General features: G+C 34.8%; 13 protein-coding genes. 10 read left to right on the top strand and 3 right to left on the bottom strand.

The annotated features are described in order from the left end of the window. The first annotated feature begins 47 nt into the window (after nt 1-47). The 7 genes from ACRHOC_RS01235 (at nt 48) to ACRHOC_RS01205 (ending at nt 13,810) form a co-directional block, all read left to right on the top strand. Nucleotides 48-1,991, top strand: a complete 1,944-nt coding sequence (locus ACRHOC_RS01235; RefSeq protein ID WP_431156681.1) for a glycoside hydrolase family 13 protein — start codon at nt 48-50, stop codon at nt 1,989-1,991. A gap of 1 nt (nt 1,992) precedes the next feature. Beyond that, nucleotides 1,993-2,970, top strand: a complete 978-nt coding sequence (locus ACRHOC_RS01230) for an alpha/beta hydrolase (RefSeq protein ID WP_431156680.1) — start codon at nt 1,993-1,995, stop codon at nt 2,968-2,970. Between the two features lie 108 nt (nt 2,971-3,078). Then, nucleotides 3,079-5,508 carry a TIM-barrel domain-containing protein gene (locus ACRHOC_RS01225; protein WP_431156679.1) on the top strand — a complete coding sequence of 810 codons (2,430 nt, stop codon included), beginning with the start codon at nt 3,079-3,081 and terminating at the stop codon, nt 5,506-5,508. 13 nt (nt 5,509-5,521) lie between these two features. Further along, nucleotides 5,522-7,423 (top strand): alpha-amylase family glycosyl hydrolase, encoded by a 1,902-nt coding sequence (locus ACRHOC_RS01220; RefSeq protein ID WP_431156678.1) that lies wholly within the window; start codon nt 5,522-5,524, stop codon nt 7,421-7,423. Further along, nucleotides 7,420-9,096, top strand: a complete 1,677-nt coding sequence (locus ACRHOC_RS01215) for an alpha-amylase family glycosyl hydrolase (protein ID WP_431156677.1) — start codon at nt 7,420-7,422, stop codon at nt 9,094-9,096. Before ACRHOC_RS01220 ends, ACRHOC_RS01215 begins: the two co-directional genes overlap by 4 nt. 2 nt (nt 9,097-9,098) lie before the next feature. Then, entirely contained in the window at nt 9,099-11,216 is a 2,118-nt protein-coding gene (locus ACRHOC_RS01210) for a glycoside hydrolase family 97 protein (protein ID WP_431156676.1), read from the top strand. 221 nt (nt 11,217-11,437) lie between these two features. Further along, nucleotides 11,438-13,810, top strand: coding sequence for a GAF domain-containing protein (locus ACRHOC_RS01205; protein ID WP_431157437.1), 2,373 nt, complete (start codon nt 11,438-11,440; stop codon nt 13,808-13,810). Here ACRHOC_RS01205 and ACRHOC_RS01200 read toward each other — a convergent pair. Next, nucleotides 13,807-15,012 (bottom strand): Pycsar system effector family protein, encoded by a 1,206-nt coding sequence (locus ACRHOC_RS01200; RefSeq protein ID WP_431156675.1) that lies wholly within the window; start codon nt 15,010-15,012, stop codon nt 13,807-13,809. The genes ACRHOC_RS01205 and ACRHOC_RS01200 overlap by 4 nt on opposite strands. Before the next feature lie 106 nt (nt 15,013-15,118). Here ACRHOC_RS01200 and ACRHOC_RS01195 point away from each other — a divergent pair, with 106 nt between their 5' ends. Together ACRHOC_RS01195 and ACRHOC_RS01190 are read left to right on the top strand one after the other, a co-directional pair. Beyond that, nucleotides 15,119-16,687 (top strand): protein adenylyltransferase SelO, encoded by a 1,569-nt coding sequence (locus ACRHOC_RS01195; protein ID WP_431156674.1) that lies wholly within the window; start codon nt 15,119-15,121, stop codon nt 16,685-16,687. A gap of 81 nt (nt 16,688-16,768) precedes the next feature. Next, a complete protein-coding gene (locus ACRHOC_RS01190) occupies nt 16,769-20,461 on the top strand; it encodes a metallophosphoesterase (RefSeq protein WP_431156673.1) in 3,693 nt (1,230 codons plus the stop codon). Here ACRHOC_RS01190 and ACRHOC_RS01185 read toward each other — a convergent pair. Continuing rightward, nucleotides 20,458-21,294 carry a hypothetical protein gene (locus ACRHOC_RS01185; protein ID WP_431156672.1) on the bottom strand — a complete coding sequence of 279 codons (837 nt, stop codon included), beginning with the start codon at nt 21,292-21,294 and terminating at the stop codon, nt 20,458-20,460. The two genes, ACRHOC_RS01190 and ACRHOC_RS01185, sit on opposite strands and share 4 nt — an antisense overlap. A 9-nt stretch (nt 21,295-21,303) precedes the next feature. Between ACRHOC_RS01185 and ACRHOC_RS01180 the strand changes: the two genes are divergently transcribed. Continuing rightward, a complete protein-coding gene (locus tag ACRHOC_RS01180) occupies nt 21,304-22,518 on the top strand; it encodes an NAD(P)/FAD-dependent oxidoreductase (RefSeq protein WP_431156671.1) in 1,215 nt (404 codons plus the stop codon). 68 nt (nt 22,519-22,586) lie between these two features. On the opposite strand, the gene ACRHOC_RS01175 is transcribed toward ACRHOC_RS01180, so the two are convergent. Beyond that, nucleotides 22,587-26,297 (bottom strand): YCF48-related protein, encoded by a 3,711-nt coding sequence (locus ACRHOC_RS01175; RefSeq protein ID WP_431156670.1) that lies wholly within the window; start codon nt 26,295-26,297, stop codon nt 22,587-22,589. Nucleotides 26,298-26,424 lie beyond the last annotated feature (127 nt).

Raw genomic sequence — 26,424 nt, 5'->3', positions numbered from 1 at the left:
AAATCAATTCCTTATAAGAGGAATAGTAATTTAAAATCATATGTAATATGAGGAATTTAAAGCAACTCATAATCTGTCTTATTTTGTTGTTGGTTTTTGCTTGTAATAGCGAATCAACTTCGTCAGATAAGGCAAGCCCTCAAGAAATCACAGAAATTAATAACGATCTTGATAGAGTTGAGCCACCACATTGGTGGACCGATTTTAAGAATGATGCTTTACAATTACTCGTACATCATCCAAATATTGGGTCCTATACACCTGACATTTCATACGCAGGTGTTATTTTAACTAAGGTTATTAGAGCAGACAGTCCAAATTATTTGTTTTTAGATTTTCAGATTGATGCAGGTACTGAGCCAGGCAAATTTAATATCACTTTTAGCAAAGAAGGTGAAAATGATTTGGTGCAAACTTATGAGCTGAAAGAAAGAGAGAAGTCAGCAATAGACTATGTTGGATTTGATAGTTCAGATGCCTTATTTCTAATTACACCAGATCGTTTTGCGAATGGAAATGAAGCTAACGATAGTGTAGAGGGTTTGAATGAGCAAGGAACAGATCGGTCAGATAATTATGCAAGGCATGGTGGTGATATACAAGGTGTTATAGCTAATGTTGATTATATAAAAAATCTTGGTTTTACAGCGCTATGGCCACAACCATTATTAACCAACGACATGAAAGAGGGCTCTTATCATGGTTATGCGATTACAGATTACTATAATGTAGATCCTAGATTTGGTTCTAATGCAGAGTATAGAGCACTTGCTGATACACTGAGAGGTAAAGGCATGAAACTTATTATGGACCAAGTTGCAAATCATTGTGGTTTAGAACATTGGTGGATGAAGGATTTGCCATTTAAAGATTGGGTAAATTTTCAGAAGCATTATGAAGAGAATATTGATAATTGGAATTGGCAGACTGTAAAACATTCTTCACATAGACGAACAACCAATCAAGATGGCTATGCCTCAGAAATTGATAGGATAAGTAATAACCAAGGATGGTTTGTCGCAACCATGCCAGACTTAAATCAGCGTAATCCTTTTATGGCCAAATACATTATTCAAAATAGTATATGGTGGATAGAAAGTCTGGGCTTAGGAGGTATTAGACAGGACACTTATCCATATCCTGATAAACAATTTATGAGCAATTGGGCAGGTGCAATAATGACAGAATATCCAAACTTTAATATCGTTGGTGAAGAGTGGAGTTATAATCCTTTATTAATTGCGTATTGGCAACAAGGGTCTAAGAATAAAGATGGCTATAATTCTAACTTAAAATCCACCATGGATTTCGCCATGCAACGCTTGGTCATCGATGGTATAAAAGAGGATGAATCCTGGGATAAGGGACTTGTAAAAATCTATGAAGGATTAGCTAATGATTTTCATTATGCCAGTCCTGAGAATATCTTAGTTTTTCCAGATAATCATGATATGAGCCGTGTTTTTACACAATTAGAAGGTGATATTGAAGGCACTAAAATGGCGCTTTCCTTGTACGCAACATTACCAAGAACAGTTCAGGTCTATTATGGGACAGAGATCCTTATGAATGATTTTGAAAAGCCAGGTGATCATGGTCTTATAAGAACAGATTTTCCTGGTGGTTGGCAAGGGGATTCTGTAAATGCCTTTACAGGAGCAGGATTGACGGATACGCAAAAAGACATGCAGAAGTATGTTTCTAAGTTATTCAACTTTAGAAAAAATAGCAGTGCTATCCACTCTGGTGAAACCATGCATTTTGCACCAAAAGATAATATTTATGTGCTTGTTAGATCCAATGACGAAGAAACGGTTATTAATATCATAAACAAAAATGAGGATGCATATGAACTAGATTTATCTCGTTTTGATGAACTAGGTATTAATGATAAAGCATTAAGAAATGTGCAAACTGATGAAAGTATTACATGGAGTGATAAATTGGTGTTAGCATCAAAAGGAAGTTATCTATTCACAACAAAAAATTAAAATGAAACAAAGAATCTTAATATTGGTGGTTCTTACACTTTCACTTTCCTGTAAACAAGTAAAGTCTGAGATCGTTGAGGAGGATATAAATTCCGAACCTGAAACTGAAGTGTTTGTCAAGTTTAATGCGTCTCTAAGTTCAGGGGAACTACTTCGATTAGAAGGATATCCATCAGAATATATTAAGGAGCGCCCTGTTGATGTTTGGTTACCAGACACCTATTCTAAGGATAAAAAATATAGTGTTCTATATATGCATGACGGTCAGATGTTGTTTGACGGTCCATCAACTTGGAATAAACAAGAGTGGAAGGTTGATGAATGGGCGTTTCAACTTATGAATGCAGGAAAAACAAATGATTTTATTGTTGTAGCGATTCATAATATTGCTAATATTAGATGGCAAGATTTGTTTCCGCAGAAATCGTTTAATTATATCGATGAGGCTACGCAAGCATCATTAAAGGATATTTCTGGCTCTCAAAATTTTGAGCTAAATGGAGATAATTATCTTAAGTTCTTAGTTGAAGAATTAAAACCACTCATCGACAAGACATTTTCAGTTTTTACAGATAAAGACCATACCTTCGTAATGGGTTCAAGTATGGGAGGATTAATGTCTATGTATGCCATCAGTGAGTATCCAGAAATATTTGGAGGCGCAGGTTGCCTTTCCACACATTGGGTTGGTGCTATGCCTCAAGATGATAATCCATTTCCAGAAGCAATTTTTGCCTACATGGAAGACCGTTTTCCTAAGTGCGGTACTAATAAAATCTATTTTGACTATGGTAATCAGACCCTAGATCAATATTACCCACAATATGCACCAGAAGTTGATAGAATATTAGAACTAAAAGGCTATTCTAATAAGGACGCTAAGAACTTATTTTTTGAAGGAACTGATCATTCAGAAAATTCATGGAATAGACGACTGGATATACCACTTACATTCCTTTTAGGAAAGGGAGTAGATTAATAGCAACCTTAAAACCTCATGAGCCATTTCTGGTCTTATGAGGTTTTATATTTAATTGTAAAACTTATAAAATAGATGTTTTACCGAATAATTTCTAAATCAAACCGAATGATTAAAAACAGTATTAGTCTTCTAGTGATATTTATGTGCTTCACGTGTGCGTTGGCTCAGAATCCAGATAGAGTATACAAATCGCATTCTGAAGAAAATGGAATATTTTCTGTAGTAACCAATGATGGAGAGTACATTTTTAAGTTTTATTCGAATGATATTTTAGAAACAACTTTTGTGCCTCAAGGGGAGACACAAACAAGTGAATCTCATGCCGTGGTCATGACTCCAGAACAAGTTGAAACTTCTTATAAATATGCTGGTAATAACATCACTTTTGGTACTGAGGGTATTGCTATTACGGTAACAACCGAACCTTTTAAAATTGCGTACACCTACAATGGAAATCCTTTGACATCTGAAAAAAGAGGCTATTATAAAAGTATGCATGAGAAGATGGATTTGGTGAAAGATCATATAATAGCAGATGAATCTGAAAAGATTGAATTTAATCTCACAAATGATGAGGTTTTATATGGTGGTGGCTCAAGGGCCTTAGGGATGAATCGCAGAGGGTATAGATTACCTCTTTATAACAGAGCCCAATATGGCTATCAATCTTTTGGTGAGTTGCTAAATTATACTTTACCAATTGTATTGTCTTCAAGTAAATATTTACTTCATTTTGATAATTCTACAATTGGATATCTCGATTTAGATAGTGCCAAGAATAATACGTTAACTTATGAAACACTATCCGGTAGAAAAACCTATCAAATTGTAGCTGGTAAGACTTGGTATGACATTATCGAAAACTATACAGATTTAACAGGTAAACAACCTATGTTACCACGTTGGGCGCTGGGAAATTTCTCAAGTAGATTCGGTTATCATTCTCAAAAAGAAACTCTGGAAACAGTTAAGAAGTTTAAGGATGAAAATATTCCTGTTGATGCTGTTATTATTGACCTGTATTGGTTTGGTAAAGAAATTCAAGGTACACTAGGTAATTTTGAATTTTACAGAGATTCATTTCCAGAGCCAAAGCAGATGATAGAAGTCCTTAAATCTCAAAATGTGGAAACTACATTGATTACGGAACCGTATGTTCTAAAAACGTCTAATCGATGGGATGAAGCTGTGGAAGAGGATATCCTGGCCAAAGACTCGATTGGAAATCCTGCGGTATTTGAATTTTATTTTGGCAAAGGCGGTATTATTGACATTTTTAAACCAAAAGGAGAAACATGGTTCAAAAATATTTACAAACGGATTTCTTCATATGGTGTTAATGGTTTTTGGGGAGATTTGGGAGAACCTGAAGCCTTACCTAATTGGGTTAATTTTGAAACAGGAACAGCCGATGAGTTACATAATGTTTATGGTCATAATTGGGCAAAATTAGTTTATGAAGCTAGCTTAGAAGCAGATCCAAATCGAAGACCCTTTGTATTAATGCGAGCTGGTTATTCGGGTTCACAACGCTATGGGTTAATTCCATGGACAGGTGATGTGAGTAGAAGTTGGGGAGGATTATTACCACAGCCGGAGATGGCTTTACAAATGGGAATGCAAGGGTTGGCTTATATGCATAGTGATTTAGGTGGTTTTGCTGGTGCTAATCTCGATGATGAACTTTATGCGCGCTGGTTACAATATGGTGTTTTTCAGCCCATCTTTAGGCCACACGCAGATGAGACACTAGCCAGTGAGCCTGTTTTTAGAAGCGAAAAAGCAAAACGTCTAGCAAATTTTGCAATACAGATGCGCTATAGAATGTTACCCTATAATTATCATTTAATGATAGAGAATCACACAGAAGGAAGACCCTTAATGCGACCTTTATTTTTTGAAGAACCAGATAATCGCGATCTATATAACTACTCTACTGCATATCTATGGGGAAATGATATCCTGGTATCACCTGTTTTAGAACAAGGCAAAAAAACACAAGAGATATACTTCCCACGAGGTTCGATGTGGTTTGATATAGAGACTGATGAAGTCATCGAAGGAGGGCAAACAAAAACCATTTCTTTGGATGAAAGCTTTATTCCTGTCTATGCGAGGGGTGGTGCTTTTATTCCGTTAGCAAAGCCAATGCAATCAACAAAAGAATATGATGAAAATTACATACAATTGCAGTATTATCATACAGTTACTGTTGATAAATCTGAACGCTACATGTATGCAGACGATGGTACTTCTACAAACACCATTGAAAAAGGGCAATATCAAATATTGGAGTTTGAAGTCGAAATAGAAGGTAAATGGTTAGAAATTGAATTTGATGCGGAAACTGGAAAGAACTTTAAAGCAAATAAAAAAACTATTGATTTAACCATTCATAATTTACAGACAAAACCAAAGCAAATAAAATTGAATAATGCTACAGTAAATGGCACTTATAATTCCCAATACAAGACCTTAACCCTTAAGATAGATTGGGATACAAATAACGAGGAAGAATTAAGAATTAAATTGTAATAATAATCCAAATATGAAGCACTATAAATTTATCATATTAGCTTTAGGTATAACACTGGTGATTGGATGTAAAAATGATAAACAAGGAAATAGTTTAACAACCTCAGAAACTGAAGATATAAAGCAGAGTATGAAGAGAAAAGAAGTCGTATATCAAGTCTTTACACGTTTATTTGGTAATACTAATACAACAAATAAACCTTGGGGAACCTTAGAAGAAAATGGAGTTGGTAAGTTAAATGATTTTACGGATAAAGCCCTGTCAGAAATTAAAGATCTAGGTGTCACACATATTTGGTATACAGGTGTACCACATCACGACGTTATAACAGACTATACCAAATTCGGCATTTCAAATGACGATCCTGATGTGGTAAAAGGTCGTGCGGGTTCACCATATGCCGTTAAGGATTATTACAACGTTAATCCCGATTTAGCCGAAAATGTTGAAAATAGATTAGAGGAATTTGAGGCATTAATAGAGCGTACACACAAAGCAGGTTTAAAACTTATTATAGATATTGTTCCAAATCACGTAGCACGTAATTACAAGAGTTTAACCAATCCAGAAGGTGTAACAGATTTTGGAGCTGAAGATGATACTTCAGTTACCTATACGATGGATAACAATTTTTATTATAATCCAGGAGAGTCATTTAAGGTTCCAGATTGGCAGAACGGCTACCTTCCCTTAGGAGGTGAGAAACACCCTCTAGCAGATGGTAAGTTTGATGAAAACCCTGCTAAATGGACTGGTAATGGTTCTCGAGCATCAAAGCCAAATGTTAATGACTGGTACGAAACCGTTAAGGTAAATTATGGTATTAGTCCAGATGGCAAGAAGGACTTTGATGAACTTCCTGAGGGTTATGAAAACGAGAATTATGAGGCACACTTCAAATTTTGGCAGGATAAGCGAATTCCAAGTTCTTGGACTAAGTTTAAAGATATTGCAATCTACTGGCTAGAAAAAGGCGTAGATGGATTTCGTTTTGATATGGCAGAAATGGTGCCAGTAGAATTTTGGAGTTATATGAATTCTAGTATTAAAATGAAAAATCCCGAAGCTTTTATATTAGCTGAAGTTTATCAGCCACACTTATATAGAGATTATATAAAAAAGGGTAAGATGGATTACCTCTATGATAAAGTGCAACTTTATGACACTTTAAAACATGTAATGCAAGGTCATGGCAAAACAGACAACATTCCGCCAATTCTATCTGAACTTTCAGATATAGAGCATCACATGCTCCACTTTCTGGAAAATCATGATGAACAGCGTATTGCAAGTCCAGATTTTGCTGGAGATGCAAAGAAGGGTAAACCAGCTATGGTCGTATCTGCAACGTCTACAACATCACCTACAATGGTATATTTTGCGCAGGAATTTGGAGAACCAGGAGCTGAGGATTTAGGATTTGGTGATCCTACACGTACTTCAATTTTTGATTATGGTTCTGTACCAAGTTTGGTGCGTTGGGTGAATGACAAGAATTTTGATGGAGGGCAATCTACAACAGAAGAATCGGAGCTTAGAGATTTCTATAAACGATTACTCAATTTCATCATTTATAGCCCAGCTCTAATGGGCGCTTATCAAGATATTCATTTCTACAATCAAGCCCATACAGAATGGTATAATGATAAAGTTCTATCTTTTGTAAGATGGAGTGATGAGGAACAATTAATTATTATTTCTAACTTCAATGCTGATAATACTTATGGTTTTGAACTTCAGTTACCTGAGGATTTAATTAAAAAATTAAAGCTTGAGAATGGAGAATATAATGTAGAAGATCAATTATACAATCAATATAATTCAAGTTTAAAAGTTAATGACGGAAAGGCCGAAGTACGAATTGATATTGGGCCATTACAATCATATATTCTAAAAATCAATCATAACAAATGAAAAATGTAACGCTAACACTGTTAATCTGCCTATTAGTGATGACCTGCAAAAATAAATCAGATGAAACATCAACTAATTCTACAGTAAATAATACCGCAGAACAAACACCTTTTGTCTGGGAAGGAGCAAATCTTTATTTTTTACTAACAGATCGATTTAATAATGGTGACCCTACAAATGATGTAAATTTTGACCGCAATGAGACACCAGGAAAATTACGTGGTTTTGAAGGTGGCGATATAAAAGGTGTTACTCAAAAAATAAAAGAAGGTTACTTTACGGATTTAGGGATAAATGCTATTTGGATGACACCTTTGGTGGAACAGATTCATGGAGCAACTGATGAAGGTACAGGTGTATCGTATGGTTTTCATGGGTATTGGGCAAAAGACTGGACTAAATTAGATCCAAACTATGGTACAAAGGAAGATTTACATGAGTTGGTTAAAGAAGCACATGCTAAAGGTATTAGAATTGTCTTAGATGCTGTAATAAATCATACAGGTCCAGTTACAGAGAAAGATCCTGTTTGGCCAAATGAATGGGTACGAACGGATAAACAATGCACCTATGACAACTATGAGAATACCGTAACCTGCACTTTAGTGGCTAACCTACCAGATATAAGAACAGAATCTAATGAGGACGTGGAATTACCACCTCAGTTAGTAGAGAAATGGAAATCAGAAGGTAGATACGAAGAAGAAGTGGCAGAACTAGACGCCTTTTTTGAAAGAACAGGGCATCCAAGAGCACCACGCTTTTACATTATGAAATGGCTAACGGATTATATAACAGAGTTCGGAATAGACGGTTATCGATGCGATACCGTTAAGCATACTGAGCCTTATGTGTGGGAGGAATTTAAGAAGGAATGTGATTATGCATTTGCCGACTTTAAAAAGAATAATCCAGAAAAGGTGCTAGATGATAATCCGTTTTATTTAGTTGGAGAAGTTTATAACTATGGTATATCTGCTGGAAAGGCATTTGATTTTGGCGATAAAAAAGTCAATTATTTTGATGAGATGTTCACAGCTCAAATCAATTTTGAATTTAAATGGAATGCACAGCAAATGCCAATTCAAGATATGTTTGCTCTATATGATGAGAAATTGCAAACAGATTTAAAAGGTTTTAGTGTTTTAAATTATATGAGCTCTCATGATGATGGTAGCCCATTTGATGTCCTTAGAAAAAAGCCATTTGAAACAGCAACAAAACTATTATTAACACCTGGAGCTTCTCAAGTTTATTACGGTGATGAGCTCGCTAGAGTTTTAAAAGTTGATGAGGCACAAGGTGATGCAAATTTAAGATCGGTAATGAACTGGGAGGATGCCAATACAAATCAAACAACAAAAGATATTTTAGAACATTGGCAAAAAATAGGTAAGTTTAGAGCTAATCACCCAGCTGTAGGAGCGGGCAAACATCAGATGATTACGGCACAACCCTATTACTTTTTTAGAAGTTTTCAAAAAGGGAATTATAAAGATGTTGTAGTCATAGGAGTTGATGTTCACAAAGGACCTAAATCTATTGATGTTTCTAAATTATATTCAGATGGTGATACCGTGAGAGATGCCTATTCTGGTATAACAACAAATGTAAAAGATGGTCGCGTCGTGGTCGACTCAAAATATGATATTGTATTATTAGAAAAACTGTAAATATGAAGATAAGAGTTTTAGCATTGCTATTTGCATGTTTAATTATAGGATGTGCAACTAATGAACAAAGTTCAATTGAGGTAGCTTCACCAGAATCAAATATTAAGGTTCATTTTAATGTAAATAACTCAGGTAGTCCTTACTATCTGGTTAAATTTAAAAATGAGGTGGTTATTGATACCTCTTATTTAGGATTTGAATTTACAAATGCGGATCCTATTGGTCAGAATCTTGAAATTCAAACAGCAGATATAACAAGTTTTGACGAAACATGGCAAATGCCTTGGGGCGAGCAATTAGATGTAAGAAACCATTATAACGAACTAAGTGTAGTACTTCAGGAAACAACCGCTCTTCAACGTAAGGTTAATGTTGTATTTAAAGTATATGATGATGGTATAGGTTTTAGATATCATTTCCCTGAACAGGAAGGTTGGACAGAAGCACTTATTAAAGAAGAGCATACAGAGTTCAATCTCACCGAAGATTATATGACCTATTGGATTCCTGGAGATTGGGATATTTATGAACATTTATATTCGGAGACCAAATTTTCAGAAATCGATGCCATAAGCAAACAGAATCATCCAAATTTAGCGCAGACGTACATTCCTAATAATGCTGTTAATACACCAACAACCTTGGTTGGTGAAAAAGGATTGCATTTAAGTTTACATGAAGCTACTTTGGTCGATTACTCTGATATGACTTTAGCAGTAGATAAGAACAATCTTAAGTTTAAGAGTATTCTTGTAGGAAGTGAAAATACAGAGTATAAAGTAAAACGCAGTGTTCCGTTTAAAACACCTTGGAGAACAATTCAAATATCTGAAGATGCTCCTGGTTTGATTTCGTCCAACCTTATTGTAAATCTTAATGAACCTAATAAACTAGGCGATGTTTCTTGGTTTACACCAATGAAATATACTGGTGTTTGGTGGGAAATGCACTTGGGTAAATCCTCTTGGGATTATGGTATGGAGCAAATTGATGGCAAATGGGTCGATACAGGTAAAGCACACGGTCGTCATGGTGCTACCACAGAGAATGTGAAGCGATTTATCGATTTTTCAGCAAAAAATAATATTGGAGGTGTTTTGGTTGAAGGCTGGAATACAGGTTGGGAGCGCTGGATTGGTTTCCCAGATCGAGAAGGTGTTTTTGATTTTGTTACGCCATACCCAGATTACAATTTTGATGAGGTGTCGTCTTATGCAAAATCGAAAGGTGTAGAAATTATTATGCATCATGAGACTTCTGCCGCAACAGAAACCTATACAAAGCAATTAGATACAGCTTATGCTTTAATGCAAAAGTATGGGATGCATGCAGTAAAATCTGGTTATGTGGGTAAAATATTACCAGATGGAGAGTACCATCACGGACAGTATATGGTTAATCATTACAATACGGCGGTTGAAAAAGCAGCCAAATACGAAGTTGCTGTAAATGCGCATGAGCCTATAAAAGATACAGGACTAAGACGTACCTATCCAAATGCAATTTCGAGAGAAGGATTAAGAGGACAAGAGTTTAATGCTTGGTCTATAGAGAAAGGAAATCCTCCAAGTCATTTACCAACTGTTGCTTTTACAAGAATGCTCGCGGGACCAATAGATTTTACGCCTGGTATTTTTAATATAAAATTCGATGAGTATAGAGAGGAAAGTCAAGTAAATACAACTTTAGCACAACAATTAGCGCTGTATGTGGTGATTTATAGTCCTGTTCAGATGGCGGCAGATTTAATAGAACACTATGAAGCCAATCCAGAACCCTTGCAGTTTATTAGACATGTAGGAGTTGATTGGGAAGAGTCAGTTGTATTAAATGGATCGGTAGGAGATTATGTTACTATCGCAAGAAAAGAACGTAATACTGGTAATTGGTTTGTTGGTTCTATTACTGATGAGAATTCAATCACTCTAGATTTAGATTTTGATTTCTTGGATGCAGATCAAACTTATGAAGCTGTTATTTACAAAGATGGTGAAAGTGCACATTGGGATGATAATCCACTCGATATCGCCATCGAGAATATGGAAATAACGAAGGAAAGTAAGCTTAGTTTAAGACTGGCTGAAGGAGGTGGCTTTGCGATTAGTTTAATTAAGAAGTAGGAATAAATAGCAAATTTTAGGGCTTGTGAAAGCCTAAAATTTAATGGTATAATAGCTGTTTTTTATTGTTACCTCAATGTCAGTTTTAACGGGTTAAAAGCTAATATTTAGTACGTTAAAAATAAGATTGCGATATTTGTAACAAATTGGTTGTAAGATAGTCTTATCCTAAACGACTAGTCTTGAATCAAATTATTACTAATCCGACATATTATAACGCTATGGATGTTAACGAAGGAATTGACTCGCCCTTAGTTATTAAAGTTAGCTTTAATAAGTTTATAAATCAGTACAAGGATCTTGTAGAAGCAGATAATAATTTTATTGCTTCTAATGCAAAACGCGTATTGAAAATTGCAGAAGAAAACCCTGTGCTTACAGAAGGTTTTAGTGATTTAAGATTACTAAAAGACCACGAAAAAAATATTGAAGGTATCCTTCAAGATGCCTTTAGTCCTATACTTACCAAGAATGAAATAAAAACGGCATCAGTACCGTTTCTTAATGTCATTTTTAATTCATCGGAGCGTTTTAAATCAATTCTTGAAATTGCAGGAGATGATTTTGAGTTGCAAATTAAAAACATGCCAACAGATCAGAGGTACATCATAGCATGTACTATAATCTTGAATTTTTGTTATGGCTATAATATAAACTTTAAGCGTCCATTCTTCTATGAGATTCCAGACGCAAACGGAATTATGCGCTATTACAAGATCTTGTATAACGCTGATTTTACCGAGATTATTCCAAAAGAGAGTGCACCTAAAATAACAGAAGAAGATTATGCACAACTCTTAGATAATTTTGAGAATATTGAACTTTGGAAGGAGAAGTTTCCACCAAATAGTTACGATTTTAAGGGCTTTGTAATCTCGAATATTTTCGATGTCACTGATGACCAATCAATTTCCAATATTAAATCTACATTAATCGGAGAAGACAAGCGCAAGGATGAAGGTTTTATGGAAGACTTCCATGAGATATTCAGATCACTTTTAGGGTTGAAGGATATTAAAGTTGGTTTTTCAATTTATAATAAAGACGATGATACTTTTGAGCGTGTATATGGTGCTGGGATGAATAGTTTCCTGCTGAATAATCTTGAAGTTTCTAATTGTTCAGATGCACTCTGTAAATGGTCGTACAATCGGTTATTGAAAGAGAATAAATATTTCTCAATTTCAAATGTGGACAAGGCCTTTGAGAAATCTAAAGGACATGCGCCACATGTAAAAGTACTCAAAGAGCAGGGTATAAAGAGTGCGATTTTTGCACCTATTGCTAATGATGAGGGATTAATGGGTATTCTCGAGATTGTCTCAGAAAAACCACAGGTTTTAAATAGTATCAATGCCAATAAATTGGTAGATGTAATGCCATTTATTGTTTCAGCAGTTGAGCGCTCTAAAAGTGAGGAAGAAAACTTGATTGAAGCGATAATTCAGCAAGAGTGTACCTCTATCCACCAAAGTGTACATTGGCGCTTCGAGCAAGAGGCTAGAAACTACATAAAGGATGAATTTAATGGGAAGGAACCAAATTTTAATCAAATTGCCTTTGAAGATATTTACCCACTTTTTGGTCAAATAGATATTAAAGGGTCTTCGGTGGCTAGAAATACAGCGACTCAACTAGATCTTACAATTCAATTAAATGCTTTGAAGTCTATTATGAGTAATGCTTTAACAGAAGAGGCATTGCCTATTTATGATCAGTATTTATATCAAATTAGCGAATGGTTAGATCAACTAAATAGTCATTTTCAAGTCGATAGTGAACAACAAATAAATGCATTTATTAAGCAAGATATTCATCCAGTAATAAATCATTTAATGGCCAATAGTTCCTTAAAGGATGAAATAGATTCCTATTTTGATTCTGTAGATGAAAAACTAGGAACAGTTTACAAACACCGCAAGGATTATGATGAGACTATTGCCTCTATTAACAAGAATATGGCCTCTCTTCTAGATGAGAAGCAAGTAGAAGCACAGGCCATGTATCCTCATTATTTTGAGCGTTTCAAAACTGATGGTGTAGAACATAACATGTATATAGGTGAATCCCTTACAAAAGAGGATACCTTTAGTTCTATTTATCTCTATAATTTGAGATTATGGCAATTGCAGGTGATGTGTGAAATGGAAAATTCTTATTATCAAATGCAATCAGATTTCCCTATTAAGTTAGACGTTGCATCTATGATATTGGTTTTTAATCAGCCATTAACTATTAGCTTTAGAATGGATGAGAAACAATTTGATGTTGATGGTACTTACAATGCACGATATGAAATTGTGAAAAAGCGTGTAGATAAGGCTTATATTAAAGGAACAAAAGAACGCATAACACAAAAAGGTAAAATAAGTATTGTTTATTCTCAAAAGCAGGATGAAGAGGAGTACCTGCGCTATGTTAAGTTTCTTCAGTCAAAAAATTACTTAGATAATGATGTAGAGATTCTTGAGCTTCAAGATCTACAGGCTGTCACAGGCTTAAAAGCTATAAGAGTTAGTGTGCTTTACCACAAAGACAGTAATGATAAAGACTTTTACACTTACGATGACTTAATGAAGGAGATTAGTCATTAAGCGTTAATGGCTGTTTCAGAAAGCATAAACGAAACACCAAAGGCAATAACGCTGATTACAATACCTATCATAAAAACACTGTAGGTCGTTCTTAATAAATTATATTTTCGGTTCAGTACCAATCCTAAAAAGTATAAATCTTTTGTGAGTGATCCATAGAGGTATTCTTTATCTTTCATCATTTCTCCCATGGCCCATTCAAATTCATCTAATTTCATCTGATGGAAATTTCCAAAGAACAAGAGATTAACCTTTTTATTAGCAACATCATCTTTAGTGAATTGACCCTTGGTAACATTAGGTCTTGTCGCTAAAACAGATAGTACAATACAGATTACTGTAAAGGCCATAAAAATTAATGTAGGGATAATTAAATAGTCATTTGAAGGGTTGTCTAGCTTAGGTAATAAATTAGATAGTGCAACAGATATTATAATAGCATTTACAGAAAGTAAAATATTGGCTTTAGTATCTGCAATATCACTAAGAGTAATATGGTTTCTTAAGGCCACTCTAAACATAGTCTCAATACCACGATCTGGGAGATCTTGCTTCTCTTTTTTAAAGGTAAGTTCGGCTTTTCTTTGTTTTAGTTTTTCCGTTCGTGCCTTAATTTTGTTTTGACTTTGAATGAGAGAGGCCAAATTTTTACCTTTTCTTTTTTCCCATTTGCTCGAAGCAATTGGTGAATTAAATGTATGGCTAGATAGAAAATCAATATTTTCTTGGAGCCATTCATGCTTATTTACTTCCTTACCTAAGGTAAGTTCCCATTCTTTGCGCAATAGCGACGCATAGTCCTCATAATTTTTACTCGAAATATGTGCAGAATCAGCATCCCTAATAATTCCTTCTAGCTTATTAGTAGGTTCATGATTCATTTCTGTAGCAAGTATGATTTGCTTTATGGTTTTAATTTCACCATCGGGTAAATTGTGTTCAGATAGAAAGTCATCAGCAATTTTAGCACTTTCTTTTTCATGCCCTTCGATGGTATTTATAAAACCAGTATCATGAAACCATGCAGCAATAATGAGTTGTCTTTTTTCGTCTTCAGTAACTTCGTTATCATCAGTGAGTTCTAATACTTTTTCTACTACTCTTTGGGTATGAGCTAAATTATGATAGACAAAATTTGGATCTAGATTTTCATTTAGATGTTTTGTCACATAGTTTTCAACGTCCAATAAGATATTTTCCATATAGATTGCGCTAGAATGCTAATTTAAGAATTATTTAGAACCCGAATCAGGGCTATTTAGTAACTTAGCTTTCTGTCGCTTTATTGTTCAATAGATTACGTATTTAATGAAGTTAAATATTTCAGATACATATAATAAACAACTTCCTGCAGATAAAAACTCAGAGAATTCTAGAAGACAAGTTTTAAATGTAGCTTTTTCGTTTGTGAATCCTAAAAAGCCAACTAGCCCAAAATTAATTCACGCATCTGTTGAGTTAGCCGAGAATCTTGGATTAGATAAACAAGACATCAAGTCCAAAGCGTTTTTAGATATTTTTTCTGGATCCAAAATTTATGAGAAGACTTACCCTTATGCTATGGCTTATGCGGGCCACCAATTTGGTAATTGGGCAGGTCAGTTAGGAGACGGAAGAGCCATTAATTTATTTGAAATTGAAGAAAACAATAAGTTATGGGCGATACAATTGAAAGGGGCAGGAGAAACACCATACTCGAGACAAGGTGATGGATTAGCCGTGCTTAGATCTTCAATAAGAGAATATCTGTGTAGTGAGGCTATGCATTATTTGGGTGTGCCAACAACTAGAGCACTTAGTTTAATGTTAACCGGAGATGAGGTTCTTAGAGATATGCTTTATGACGGAAACCAAGCCTATGAAAAAGGAGCAGTTGTGAGTCGTGTAGCACCTACATTCATTAGGTTTGGAAACTTTGAACTATTTGCATCTCGCAATGACATAACCAATCTAAAAAAACTAGCCGATTACACTTTAAAGCATTTTTATCCTAAGATAAAGGGAGAAGGCAAAATAAAGTATATAGAATTGTTTAGGGAGGTTTCCCAAAGGACACTTGATATGATCATCCATTGGCAGCGTGTTGGATTTGTGCATGGTGTTATGAATACAGATAATATGTCCATTTTGGGATTAACCATAGATTACGGACCCTACGGCTGGCTCGAAGGATTTGATTTTGGTTGGACACCAAATACTACAGATAAACAACACAAACGATATCGATTTGGTAACCAACCAAATATTGGCTTATGGAATTTACTTCAATTAGCAAATGCGCTTTATCCACTTGTAGAAGAAGCTGAACCATTTGAGGCGATTTTGACTAATTATAAGCTTGAATTTGAGCGGAAATCACTTGATATGATGCGTCTAAAAATCGGTCTAACAGATGAAGATGAAGATGAAGATGATATGAAGTTAATTCAGTCCTTGGAGGATTGTCTACTTTTAATCGAGACAGATATGACATTGTTTTTTAGATTATTATCTAACTACCAACTAGGTAAACCCGAATCTGGGCTTAAGGTTGTTGAGGATGCGTTTTATGATTTAGAACAATTAGATATAAATGTAAAAACAGATTGGGAGCATTGGTTTAGTTCTTATGATAATAGATTAAAGCTCGAAAAGCGAACCGACTCACAGCGTAAAGTGGCTATGGATTTAGTTAACCCAAAGTATGTTCTAAGAAACTATATGGCACAATTAGCAATTAATAAGGCTAACGATGGAGATTTTAGTTTAATCGAAGATTTTTTTGAGTTGTTAAAAGCACCATATGAAGAACAGCCTGCCATGCAAAAATGGTTTGCTAAACGTCCTGAATGGGCAAGACATAAAGTTGGGTGTTCCATGTTATCTTGTAGTTCATAATTTGTAAACACAAAATTCAACGATAAACCGATGTCAGAAAATTAGTTAAATTTATAATCTATTTACCAGCCATTACATGTCATGAGAGTTTTTCAAAGACGCTTATCCTTAATAATTATTTTATTCTTAGTCTTAAATGCATGTGCAACATACCAGACTCAAATAAATGATGTGTCAAAAGCAGATTTTCCATCAGATAAGACCATTAGACACTCGTTCTATCTCTTAGGAGATGCCGGGAATTCGAAGCTAGGAGAAGTTGATCCAGCCATCAAAGAATTTGGTCTTGCCTTGCGTGAGGCATCTTCAAATAGTACTGCAATATTTCTCGGTGATAATATTTATGAAAAAGGGTTTACAAATAAAAAAGGAGAAAAAGAACTTGCAGAACATAGAATCAAAGTACAGACAGACGTCGCAAAAGATTTTAAAGGTGAGACTATTTTTATTCCTGGTAATCACGATTGGTACAGTGGATTAAAAGGGTTAAAAAGACAAGAGAAGTTTGTTGAGAAGGCTCTAGGGAAAGACACTTTTTTACCTGAAAATGGTTGTCCAATAGAAAAGGTGAAAATTTCTGATGACATCGTTTTATTAGTGGTTGATTCACATTGGTACATCACAGATTGGGACAAACATCCTACGATTAATGATGAATGTGAGTTTAAAACGCGCGTTGATTTTTTGGATGAATTAAGTAGTGAAATAAAAAAAGCTCGAGGAAAAACGACATTGATTGCATTGCACCATCCTATGTTTACTTATGGTTCTCATGGTGGACAGTATAGTTTTGGTAGCCATATGAAGCCATTACCAATTCTTGGCACTATAAAAAATGTTATACGAAAAACAGGAGGTGTATCTAATGCTGACCTCCAAAATAAGATGTATAACGAATTAAAAAATAGAATTGTAAGCTTGTCACAAGAGAATGATAAAGTGATCTTTGTTTCGGGTCATGATCATAATTTGCAGTACATCATTGAAGCTGGAATCCCACAGATAGTTAGCGGATCGGGATCTAAAAGTTCAGCAACACGATTGGTTGGTAATGGTAAATTTAGCAGTAGTGGAAATGGATATGCAAGATTGGATGTATTTACTGATGGGTCATCTTATGTAAGATACTACGAAGTCGGAAAAAAAGATCCTGTTTATAGCACAACGGTATTTTCAAAACAAGATTATGAGATTGTGAACTATCCGTACCAGTTTCCAAAAACTGTCGAGGCTTCAATTTACAAAAAGGAGGATGCCGAAAAATCAGGTTTTTATAAATTTCTTTGGGGAGATCGTTTTAGAAAGCAATTTGCAACGACTGTTAAAGCCCCTACTGTAAACCTTGATACATTATTTGGAGGATTAAAACCAGTAAGAAAGGGAGGGGGAAACCAGTCTAAATCACTAAGGTTAGAAGATAAAAATGGTGCTCAATACGTAATGCGTGCTTTAGAAAAGCAGGCATCTCAATATTTACAAGCCCTAGTCTTTAAGGACAAATATATAGGCGATAAGTTAGATGAAGATTTTACTACGAATTTAGTCATGGATGTATTTACAGGTTCACATCCTTATGCACCATTTATAATTGGTGATTTGTCAGATGCGGTTGGCATCTATCATACTAATCCAGTACTATATTATATTCCCAAACAGAATGCACTTGGTCAATACAATGATGATTTTGGTGATGAGCTTTATATGATTGAAGAACATACGTCAGAAGGCCATAGTGATAAGGCTAGTTTTGGCTTCCAGAATGAACTTATTAGTACAGATGATATGCTTAAAAAGATTCGAAAAGATGAGGATATCATTGTAGATGAAGCTTCCTATATTAAAGCGCGACTTTTTGATATGCTAATTGGTGATTGGGATAGACACCAAGATCAATGGCGATGGATTGAATTTAAAGAGAAAGGTCAAAAAGTATATAGACCTATGCCACGCGATAGAGACCAAGCATTCTCAAAAATGAGCGATGGATTTTTGTTAGATATTGCAGTTCGTTTATTGCCTTCTGCTGGCTTACTACGTAAATATGATGAGGTATTAGTTGATGTAAAAGAAATTAATGTAGAACCGTATCCATTAGATATGGCATTAATTGAATCATCTGATAAAGAAGTTTGGGATAAGCAGGTAAAATATATTCAGGAAAATATTACAGATGCTGTTATAGAAGATGCATTTTTAAATGTGCCAGAGGAAGTTCGTGATGAAGATGTTGAAGAAATTAAACGACTACTTAGAGCCCGTCGTGGTAATCTTAAAGACATTTCTGACCGTTACTATAAGCTCATAAATAAATTTGCTGTGATTAAGGGAACCAATAAAGATGATTGGTTTGATGTTGAGCGTCTTCCGAGTGGAAAAACAAAAGTAACTGCCTACAGAATAAAAGATGGCGAAAAGGCTGATATCTTTCATCAAAGAACTTACCTTAAGGAGGACACTAGAGAAATTTGGATTTATGCTCTGGATGATGATGATGTTTTTAATGTTTATGGAGATGGAGACCAACTTATTAAAGTAAGATTGGTTGGTGGCCAAAACAATGATGTTTATGATATTAAGAATGGAAAAAAACTTAAGTACTACGATCACAAGACTAAGAATAACACCTTTGTTACTAATAAAGGCAAGAAGAAATTGACTGATGATTACGAAACTAATGTCTATAACTATAAGAAACTAAAGAATAGCACAAATCAAATTGTACCTACTTTGGGTGCCAATCCTGATGACGGATTTAGTTTGGGATTTACTAATGTGCTTACAAATTTCAATTTTGAGAGAAATCCTTTTTCGTCACAGCATACGTTTTCAGCTGGTTATTTTTTTGCTACTAGTGGTTTGGTGTTAAATTACAAGGGTGAATTTGCGAATGTCATAGGTAGTTCAAATTTGGTTTTTAATATACATTATAATAGTCCAAATTTTGCGGTTAACTATTTTGGTTTTGGTAATTCTACACCTAACCCTGAAGTGGATAACGATAATCTGGATTTTGATTTTAACCGAGTCAAAATTAGAACTATTAGTGCAACACCTTCAATCATTTGGAAAGGACAGTATGGTTCTTCATTTGAAGCCGGTATTACCTACGAGGCCAATGAGGTTGAGCGAACACCAGGGCGATATTTAGAAACTGAGTTTGATACAGATGCTACACTATTTGACGAACAGAATTTTTTTGGTGCTCAGGCAAAATACACTTATGATGTTAAGGATGACAAAACCTTTCCTACATTGGGAATGCTATTTAGTTTAGAAGCTGGTTATAGAAATAACACGAATACTTCTAAAGGGTTTGGATATATTATACCAGAATTAGCTTTTGATTATAAGCTTGTACCAGAAGGTCAAGTTGTATTGGCGACAAAATTGAGAAGTCATATTAATATTGGTGATGATTTTGAGTTCTATCAGGCCGCAGTACTTGGCGATCGTACGGGATTAAGAGGTTTTAGAAGAGAGCGTTTTTCTGGAAAGAGTGCTTTTGTTCAAAGTACTGACTTACGCTTTAATTTAAGACGAAAATCATCAAATTTCTTACCTTTTAATGTAGGTTTCTATGGTGGTTTTGATTATGGCCGTGTTTGGATTGATAATAACTTAGTCAGTGACCCTTCCTTTAATCAAGATCAATGGAACACCTCGATAGGAGGTGGTATATTTTTGACCGCTTATAGTATGATAAGTGCGAATCTCTCGGCCTTTAATAGCGATGATGGTCTGCGTATTGCCTTTAATTTAGGCTTTGGGTTTTAATTGGGATTATTCAAATTAAATCCATAAATATTACCACCATCATGTCCACTGCGTTCGTCTGTAATAATAAGGGTAGAGTCGTTCATAAAACAGACACCTTCCTTTTGTGAATTATGCTTAAAGCTCAACTTCTCGATATTACCATCAAAGAATTTAGGGAGTTTATAATTTGAAAATTTCCAAACTCTTTTATGATTTAATAGGACTACAGTTGCACCATTTTCACTAATGTCTGCTGCAGTGATTTTAGTGTCTTTACCCTCTAGTTGAAAATGCTCAATAAACTTTGCTTCATGTTGTCCAATGGTATTAGGTAACGTAAATAAAGTGAATCCTTTATTTTCCTTTGTGACTAAATAAAGGCTATTTTCATGGAGAAAGAAGGCCTCAAAATCATGAGGTTCCTCAATAAATGGTAGCTTAAAGGAAATAACCTCGGCAGTAGCTTGTTTTTTATTTAAATCTTGTTGCTTGACTTTATAAATTTTAAATGACGTGCGCTTCTTATTGTTGTTTCCAAAATCGCCTATATAGATATTGCCATATTTATCTGAGGTAAGTTCTTCCCAATCTTTATTCTGGGCATTTGTAATTTCAATACCTTTCTTAATATCACCTTTTTGTGTTATCCCAAATAGAACATTATCATTTCCAGAATCTTCAATAACCCATATTAAGTCTGAATGAGGAATACGTTCCGCAGCCGAAACTTCTTTAAGACTGTTAGGTAAGTCACCTAGAAGTTCCAAATTTCCAAAGGATGTGCAAGCCAGAGTTATTAGTAATACAAAAATTAGTCTTTTGGGTATTATCATAGTAATTTTACCTTTCATTTGAATACTTTGGACAATCACAAAGATATTATAATAATTGGTGGAGGTGCCGCTGGTTTTTTTGCTGCAATTAATATTGCTATAAAGAATCCAGATTTGTCTGTTGCCATTTTAGAACGTGGTAAAGTTGGTCTTCAGAAAGTAAAAATCTCAGGTGGTGGGCGCTGTAATGTAACCCATGCAGAGTTTATTCCAGCAGATCTCACAATGAACTACCCAAGAGGAGAAAAAGAACTTCTTGGTCCCTTTCATACATTCATGACAGGAGATACCATCTCTTGGTTTGAGGAGCGTGGTGTTGAACTAAAAATCGAAGATGATGGGAGGATGTTTCCGGTGTCAGATTCCTCTCAAACTATTATAGATTGTTTTTTGAAAGAGAGTAAAAACTATGGAGTAGAAGTGTTGTATAATCAGTCTGTGACAACGATAGATACGTCTGATTCTATTTTTAAAATTTCAACTAAAGCTACTGCATTTACATGTGATAAGTTAGTGGTAGCCACTGGTAGTAATTCAAAAATCTGGAATATCCTTGAAGGCTTGGGACATACCATTGTAAAACCTGTACCATCGCTTTTTACGTTTGATATTAAGGATAAACGGATAACCAATATTCCAGGTGTTGTAGCAAAGGATGTTGAAGTAAAAGTGCTGGAAACTAACTTGGTTTCCACCGGACCTTTACTTGTTACCCATGTTGGGCTTAGTGCACCAGCAATTTTAAAACTTTCAGCCTTTGGAGCTATTGAATTGGCCAAACGAGATTATAAGTTCAAAATTCAGATTAATTTTATTCAGTTAAGCAGGGAAGTTTGTATTGATGCCTTAAAATCTATAAAACTGGATTTTGCGAAGAAAAATATCATTAATTCAACCCAATTCGACCTACCTAAAAGACTCTGGAAAAATTTAGTTCTTGCCTCAGGTATATCAGAATTTACAAAGTGGGCGGACGTCAATAAAAATCAATTAGAACATTTATCAATACAATTAACAGAGGCTATTTTTGAGGTTACTGGCAAGAGCACATTTAAAGAGGAATTTGTTACTGCTGGTGGTGTGGATTTAAAAGAGATCAATTTTAAAACCTTTGAAAGTAAGGTTATTCCAAAATTATATTTTGCCGGTGAAGTGATTAATGTTGATGCAGTTACTGGTGGGTTTAATTTTCAGAATGCTTGGACTGGTGCATATATTGTTTCTCAATCAATAGGTCAATAAATGTGGGCTCTATTTTTAGTAAAATAAAACCCACAGTTAAAATAAATTACTCAATTTTTAATGAGTATTTATTGTTTAATGATTTTTACAACTCGAAAAGCACTACTTGTACTTATTCTTGCAAAATATAAACCAGAAGAAAGATTTTGAATATCAATACTTTCATAATTATTGGTTATTCTTTTTACAAACTGTCCATCGATGTTATAAATTTCTACTGATTCTATAATTGATAAATTTCCTTTTATTTTCAATATGTCCTGTGCAGGAATTGGAAATATTTTAAACTTATCTATATCAGAAATATCATCTACGCTAAGGGAACTGTCAACGGTATAATTTGAAAATATAGAATTAGTATTGCCATTTAAATCTTTAACAATAACCTCAAATGTATGTGGACCATCGACTAAAGCAATTTCAGGGGTATATAGTATTCTTTCATTGACAGGGTCCCACAGAATAGGGACTTCGACATCATCTATTTTAATAATGGTCTGAGACAAATCAAGACCGACACCTGTGACAGGTTCAAACAATTCAGCCCAGTGCTCGTCTATCGAAGGGATAATGCTTCCTTCTGTTGGAAAAAAATCTGGTATTTCTGGTGCGGATAAATCAGAAGCAGTATTGTAGTTTATGCCTATAGCGTAGTTTCCTGCTTCTGTAATTGAAGTTTCTACAAAATCTAAATCTGGATTATTATCACCTGAAAGTTCTATCCATGTCAAGCTAGTTTCATCAAACTTATACAGTTTTGCCAATGCTTTTTCTGTATCTGAAAATCCAAGGGCATCAATTTTTTCTTGATCAATCATCATACTCAGCGATACGGGATCAAAAGTTGTAATCACTTCATCATTGATGTCTAATAGGTTAACATTTAGATTATCACTAACAATATAGAGTTTAGAGGTATTTGTGAAGCTAGAATTTACTTCGGAAATATATGCTCTACCATATTGAGAATTAATTAAAGGTCCTCTGTCAAAACTTATTGTATATTCTGGGTTTACTAACCTCAGAATCCATTGTTCACCATCAGAGATCAAATTACCTGTAAGTTCTGCGGCTGAATTTCCTATATCTACAACAAAGTCAACTCCATCTTGTATAGGTTCCTGTACAACTGTGATTAACTCATCAAACGCGTCATCTAGTAACAATGTTGTTCCTTCATAAAGGGTTGTAATTTCATCACTAAGTGTTATTAAATTATTTAAATTTTTAGTGTTTTCAAATACTGGTAAAATAGTGTCATTCGCAACAATATATTGACTTTGTAAATAGGTTGATTCTGATATGTAACTATATTCGAAACCAAGACTTATTCCTACACCGACGCCGACTGCAGCCCCTAAATCTATTCCTATGTTGTCGGTTATTCCAATAATGTCAGTCTCGTTTACCTCTAGTAAATTGTGTTCTTCAAAATCGCCAAGACTTGATGGATTATTCTCATAATTGATATCCAGAGCTCCTGTAAAAGATTCAAAACCAGCATTAAAGGTTTTATTTGAGTTTCCAATAGTCAATAGGTCAGATGCCACACCAATTATATTATCTGCCACACTATTATTTGCAATTACGTTTTCAGGAATTATAAATTTATATTCTCTTGTTGTAGATAATTGCAATGGAGAAATTTGTGGCGAAGCTGAGCCTTTAAAAGATAAAGAAAGATTTTGGGTTTGATTAGTTAGAGTATTAAATGTTCCGGATAAGCTCATTTCACCACCAACCTCAAAACTTAATAAATTACCAAAGTCAACCGCATCGTTTAATACTTTGAAGTTTAATGTGGATACGTTAAAAGCTCTTGCATGACTTATTTCAAATGTTCTTAAATTATTTGTAAAAATCTCTTTTTTGCTTGAGAAGGATGCACTAGCGGAAGCTTCTAGAAAATTATATTTCGTATTACCAAGTTCAAAATTAAAATCTAATGAAATACTCCCTTCGGCATTTGCTCCACTTAGTGTGGAGTTATGATAAGTTGAATAGAACTGAGAGAGGTCTGGATTAAGGTCAATTAAACTATTCTTTAATGCTGTGATATAGGCACCAGCAAATGGACTAAGCTTAATACCACCAATTCCAAGAGTTTCTAATATGAATGCGGCTTTGGCCTTTTTTGTATTATCACTACTTTCCGTAAATTTAAGACTTTGCCCATTCATTCCTTTAAAAGATATTGACGCTTTAGGAGTGCCTTTAAGGACATCTGAAACTAAATTAATAGATGGGAATTCTACAGATATTCCAGCACCACGTTCAAATCTTCGAGTAATAACTTGGTTACCCGAAAGATCATTCTCAAACTTCAATCCCATTCCGCCACCACCAGAAAGACCAATTTTTGATATAGCTAGTTGGGCAGGACCAACTGCAACTCCTCCAAGAATAATTTCTGCTCCTGCACTTCCGCCAGCAAAAACATTAATACTTTCGTTAACATCTTGTCTAATCCCTAAGTCAATATTAAAATTGGGTGGTCTCGAAGTTTCGTCAAAGTTTATGCTAATTCCATCTTGAGTTAATGAATCAGGAATTGGAATAGATAAGGATAAAGGGCTTTCTTCAAAAGAAAAGTCCATCCACATTTGTAGCAAACCGTTACCTAAATATTGACATCCCATTTTAAATACTTCTCCATTGACAACAATGAATTCTTCGATAATAGTGCAAGTAGGTGGCGTGTTTTCGTCTTCTATTATATTGTAATAAAAATAGATTTTAGATTCAATGGTTAAATCGGGTGATATAAAGGGGCTTGCTGTGTTATCTTCAAATACTATTGTGCCACTTTGGACACAATTATCTTTAATTACAGCTCCAACAGCTCCAACGGCAAAAGTTGTTGCAACCCCTCCTTTATCTACACCACGGAGTGTAAAACTGAAATCTGAAGTTGTTTGTTCTATAGCCCAAGTTTCACCGTTATCATGAGAACCGACGATTATTCCACCAGTACCAACTGCAATTGCTCTATTTTCATCAAAATATTTTACGCCATTCAATGTACTTGCAGTGTTACTTGACTTTTCAATCCAAGTATTACCTCCATCACTCGTTTTGTATATTTTACCACTGGATCCAACTGCTATTCCATCTAAAAAGTTACTGAATGACACTGAATCAAGCCTCCCCTCAAGATCAGTAATTATATTTGTCCACGAGCTTCCACCGTCTGTAGTTTTCATAACAACCCCAAGGCCTAAGTCATAGCCAACAGCTATGGCAGTCAAATCATCAATAAAAGTTACGTCTTTAATAATACCTGCGTCACCTGAGGGAAGAGTTCGAGGAAACCATGTTGTGCCACCATCAGTGGTAAAAAGAGATTGTCCCTCTTGTCCTACCATAATACCATTTGTTCCTTCTTCATTAAATGCCACTGACCACCAAGGTAAACTGCCACCTGTAAAATAGACTTGCCAAGTTTCTCCACCATCTGTGGTATAGTGCACTCTTCCGGCAGTACTTGCAGTTTTCTTTTTGCCTACAGCCCAGCCATTCATTTGATCTATAAAATAAATACCGTAGTACCTTGTATCAGTAACTGCTGAATTGTAGGCGGTCCAATTAATACCAGCATCAACAGTTTTGTAAACTGTATTATCGCCAGCTATCCATCCTGTATCTTTATCGATAAAGTGAACATCGTACAGATTATTAGTTGTATTAATATCAATTACGTCCCATTGAGCTGTAACAGGTGAAATTAACCCTATATTAATAATTAGAAATAAAAATGAATTAAAATAATATTGTCTCATAGTAAAAAAGTTTTGGTTAATAACATTTTGAGATTAAAGAATTATTGTAGAGCTTAGGGCAACAATAGACATTAAGGTAAGAACGATAGTCAAACTTACTGTGTTTTATTAATTGTCGAAATACCTG

Origin of the sequence: Winogradskyella poriferorum, assembly GCF_050618035.1 — a bacterium.
Lineage (GTDB): Bacteria > Bacteroidota > Bacteroidia > Flavobacteriales > Flavobacteriaceae > Winogradskyella > Winogradskyella poriferorum_A.
This window is presented reverse-complemented; position numbering and strand designations above follow the sequence as displayed.

Excerpts from the sequence above, each read along its gene's own strand:
- ACRHOC_RS01235 (WP_431156681.1), top strand. The coding sequence starts at position 48 with ATGAGGAATTTAAAGCAACTCATAATCTGTCTTATTTTGTTGTTGGTT.
- ACRHOC_RS01230 (WP_431156680.1), top strand. The coding sequence starts at position 1,993 with ATGAAACAAAGAATCTTAATATTGGTGGTTCTTACACTTTCACTTTCC.
- ACRHOC_RS01225 (WP_431156679.1), top strand. The coding sequence starts at position 3,079 with ATGATTAAAAACAGTATTAGTCTTCTAGTGATATTTATGTGCTTCACG.
- ACRHOC_RS01220 (WP_431156678.1), top strand. The coding sequence starts at position 5,522 with ATGAAGCACTATAAATTTATCATATTAGCTTTAGGTATAACACTGGTG.
- ACRHOC_RS01215 (WP_431156677.1), top strand. The coding sequence starts at position 7,420 with ATGAAAAATGTAACGCTAACACTGTTAATCTGCCTATTAGTGATGACC.
- ACRHOC_RS01210 (WP_431156676.1), top strand. The coding sequence starts at position 9,099 with ATGAAGATAAGAGTTTTAGCATTGCTATTTGCATGTTTAATTATAGGA.
- ACRHOC_RS01205 (WP_431157437.1), top strand. The coding sequence starts at position 11,438 with ATGGATGTTAACGAAGGAATTGACTCGCCCTTAGTTATTAAAGTTAGC.
- ACRHOC_RS01200 (WP_431156675.1), bottom strand. The coding sequence starts at position 15,012 with ATGGAAAATATCTTATTGGACGTTGAAAACTATGTGACAAAACATCTA.
- ACRHOC_RS01195 (WP_431156674.1), top strand. The coding sequence starts at position 15,119 with ATGAAGTTAAATATTTCAGATACATATAATAAACAACTTCCTGCAGAT.
- ACRHOC_RS01190 (WP_431156673.1), top strand. The coding sequence starts at position 16,769 with ATGAGAGTTTTTCAAAGACGCTTATCCTTAATAATTATTTTATTCTTA.
- ACRHOC_RS01185 (WP_431156672.1), bottom strand. The coding sequence starts at position 21,294 with ATGAAAGGTAAAATTACTATGATAATACCCAAAAGACTAATTTTTGTA.
- ACRHOC_RS01175 (WP_431156670.1), bottom strand. The coding sequence starts at position 26,297 with ATGAGACAATATTATTTTAATTCATTTTTATTTCTAATTATTAATATA.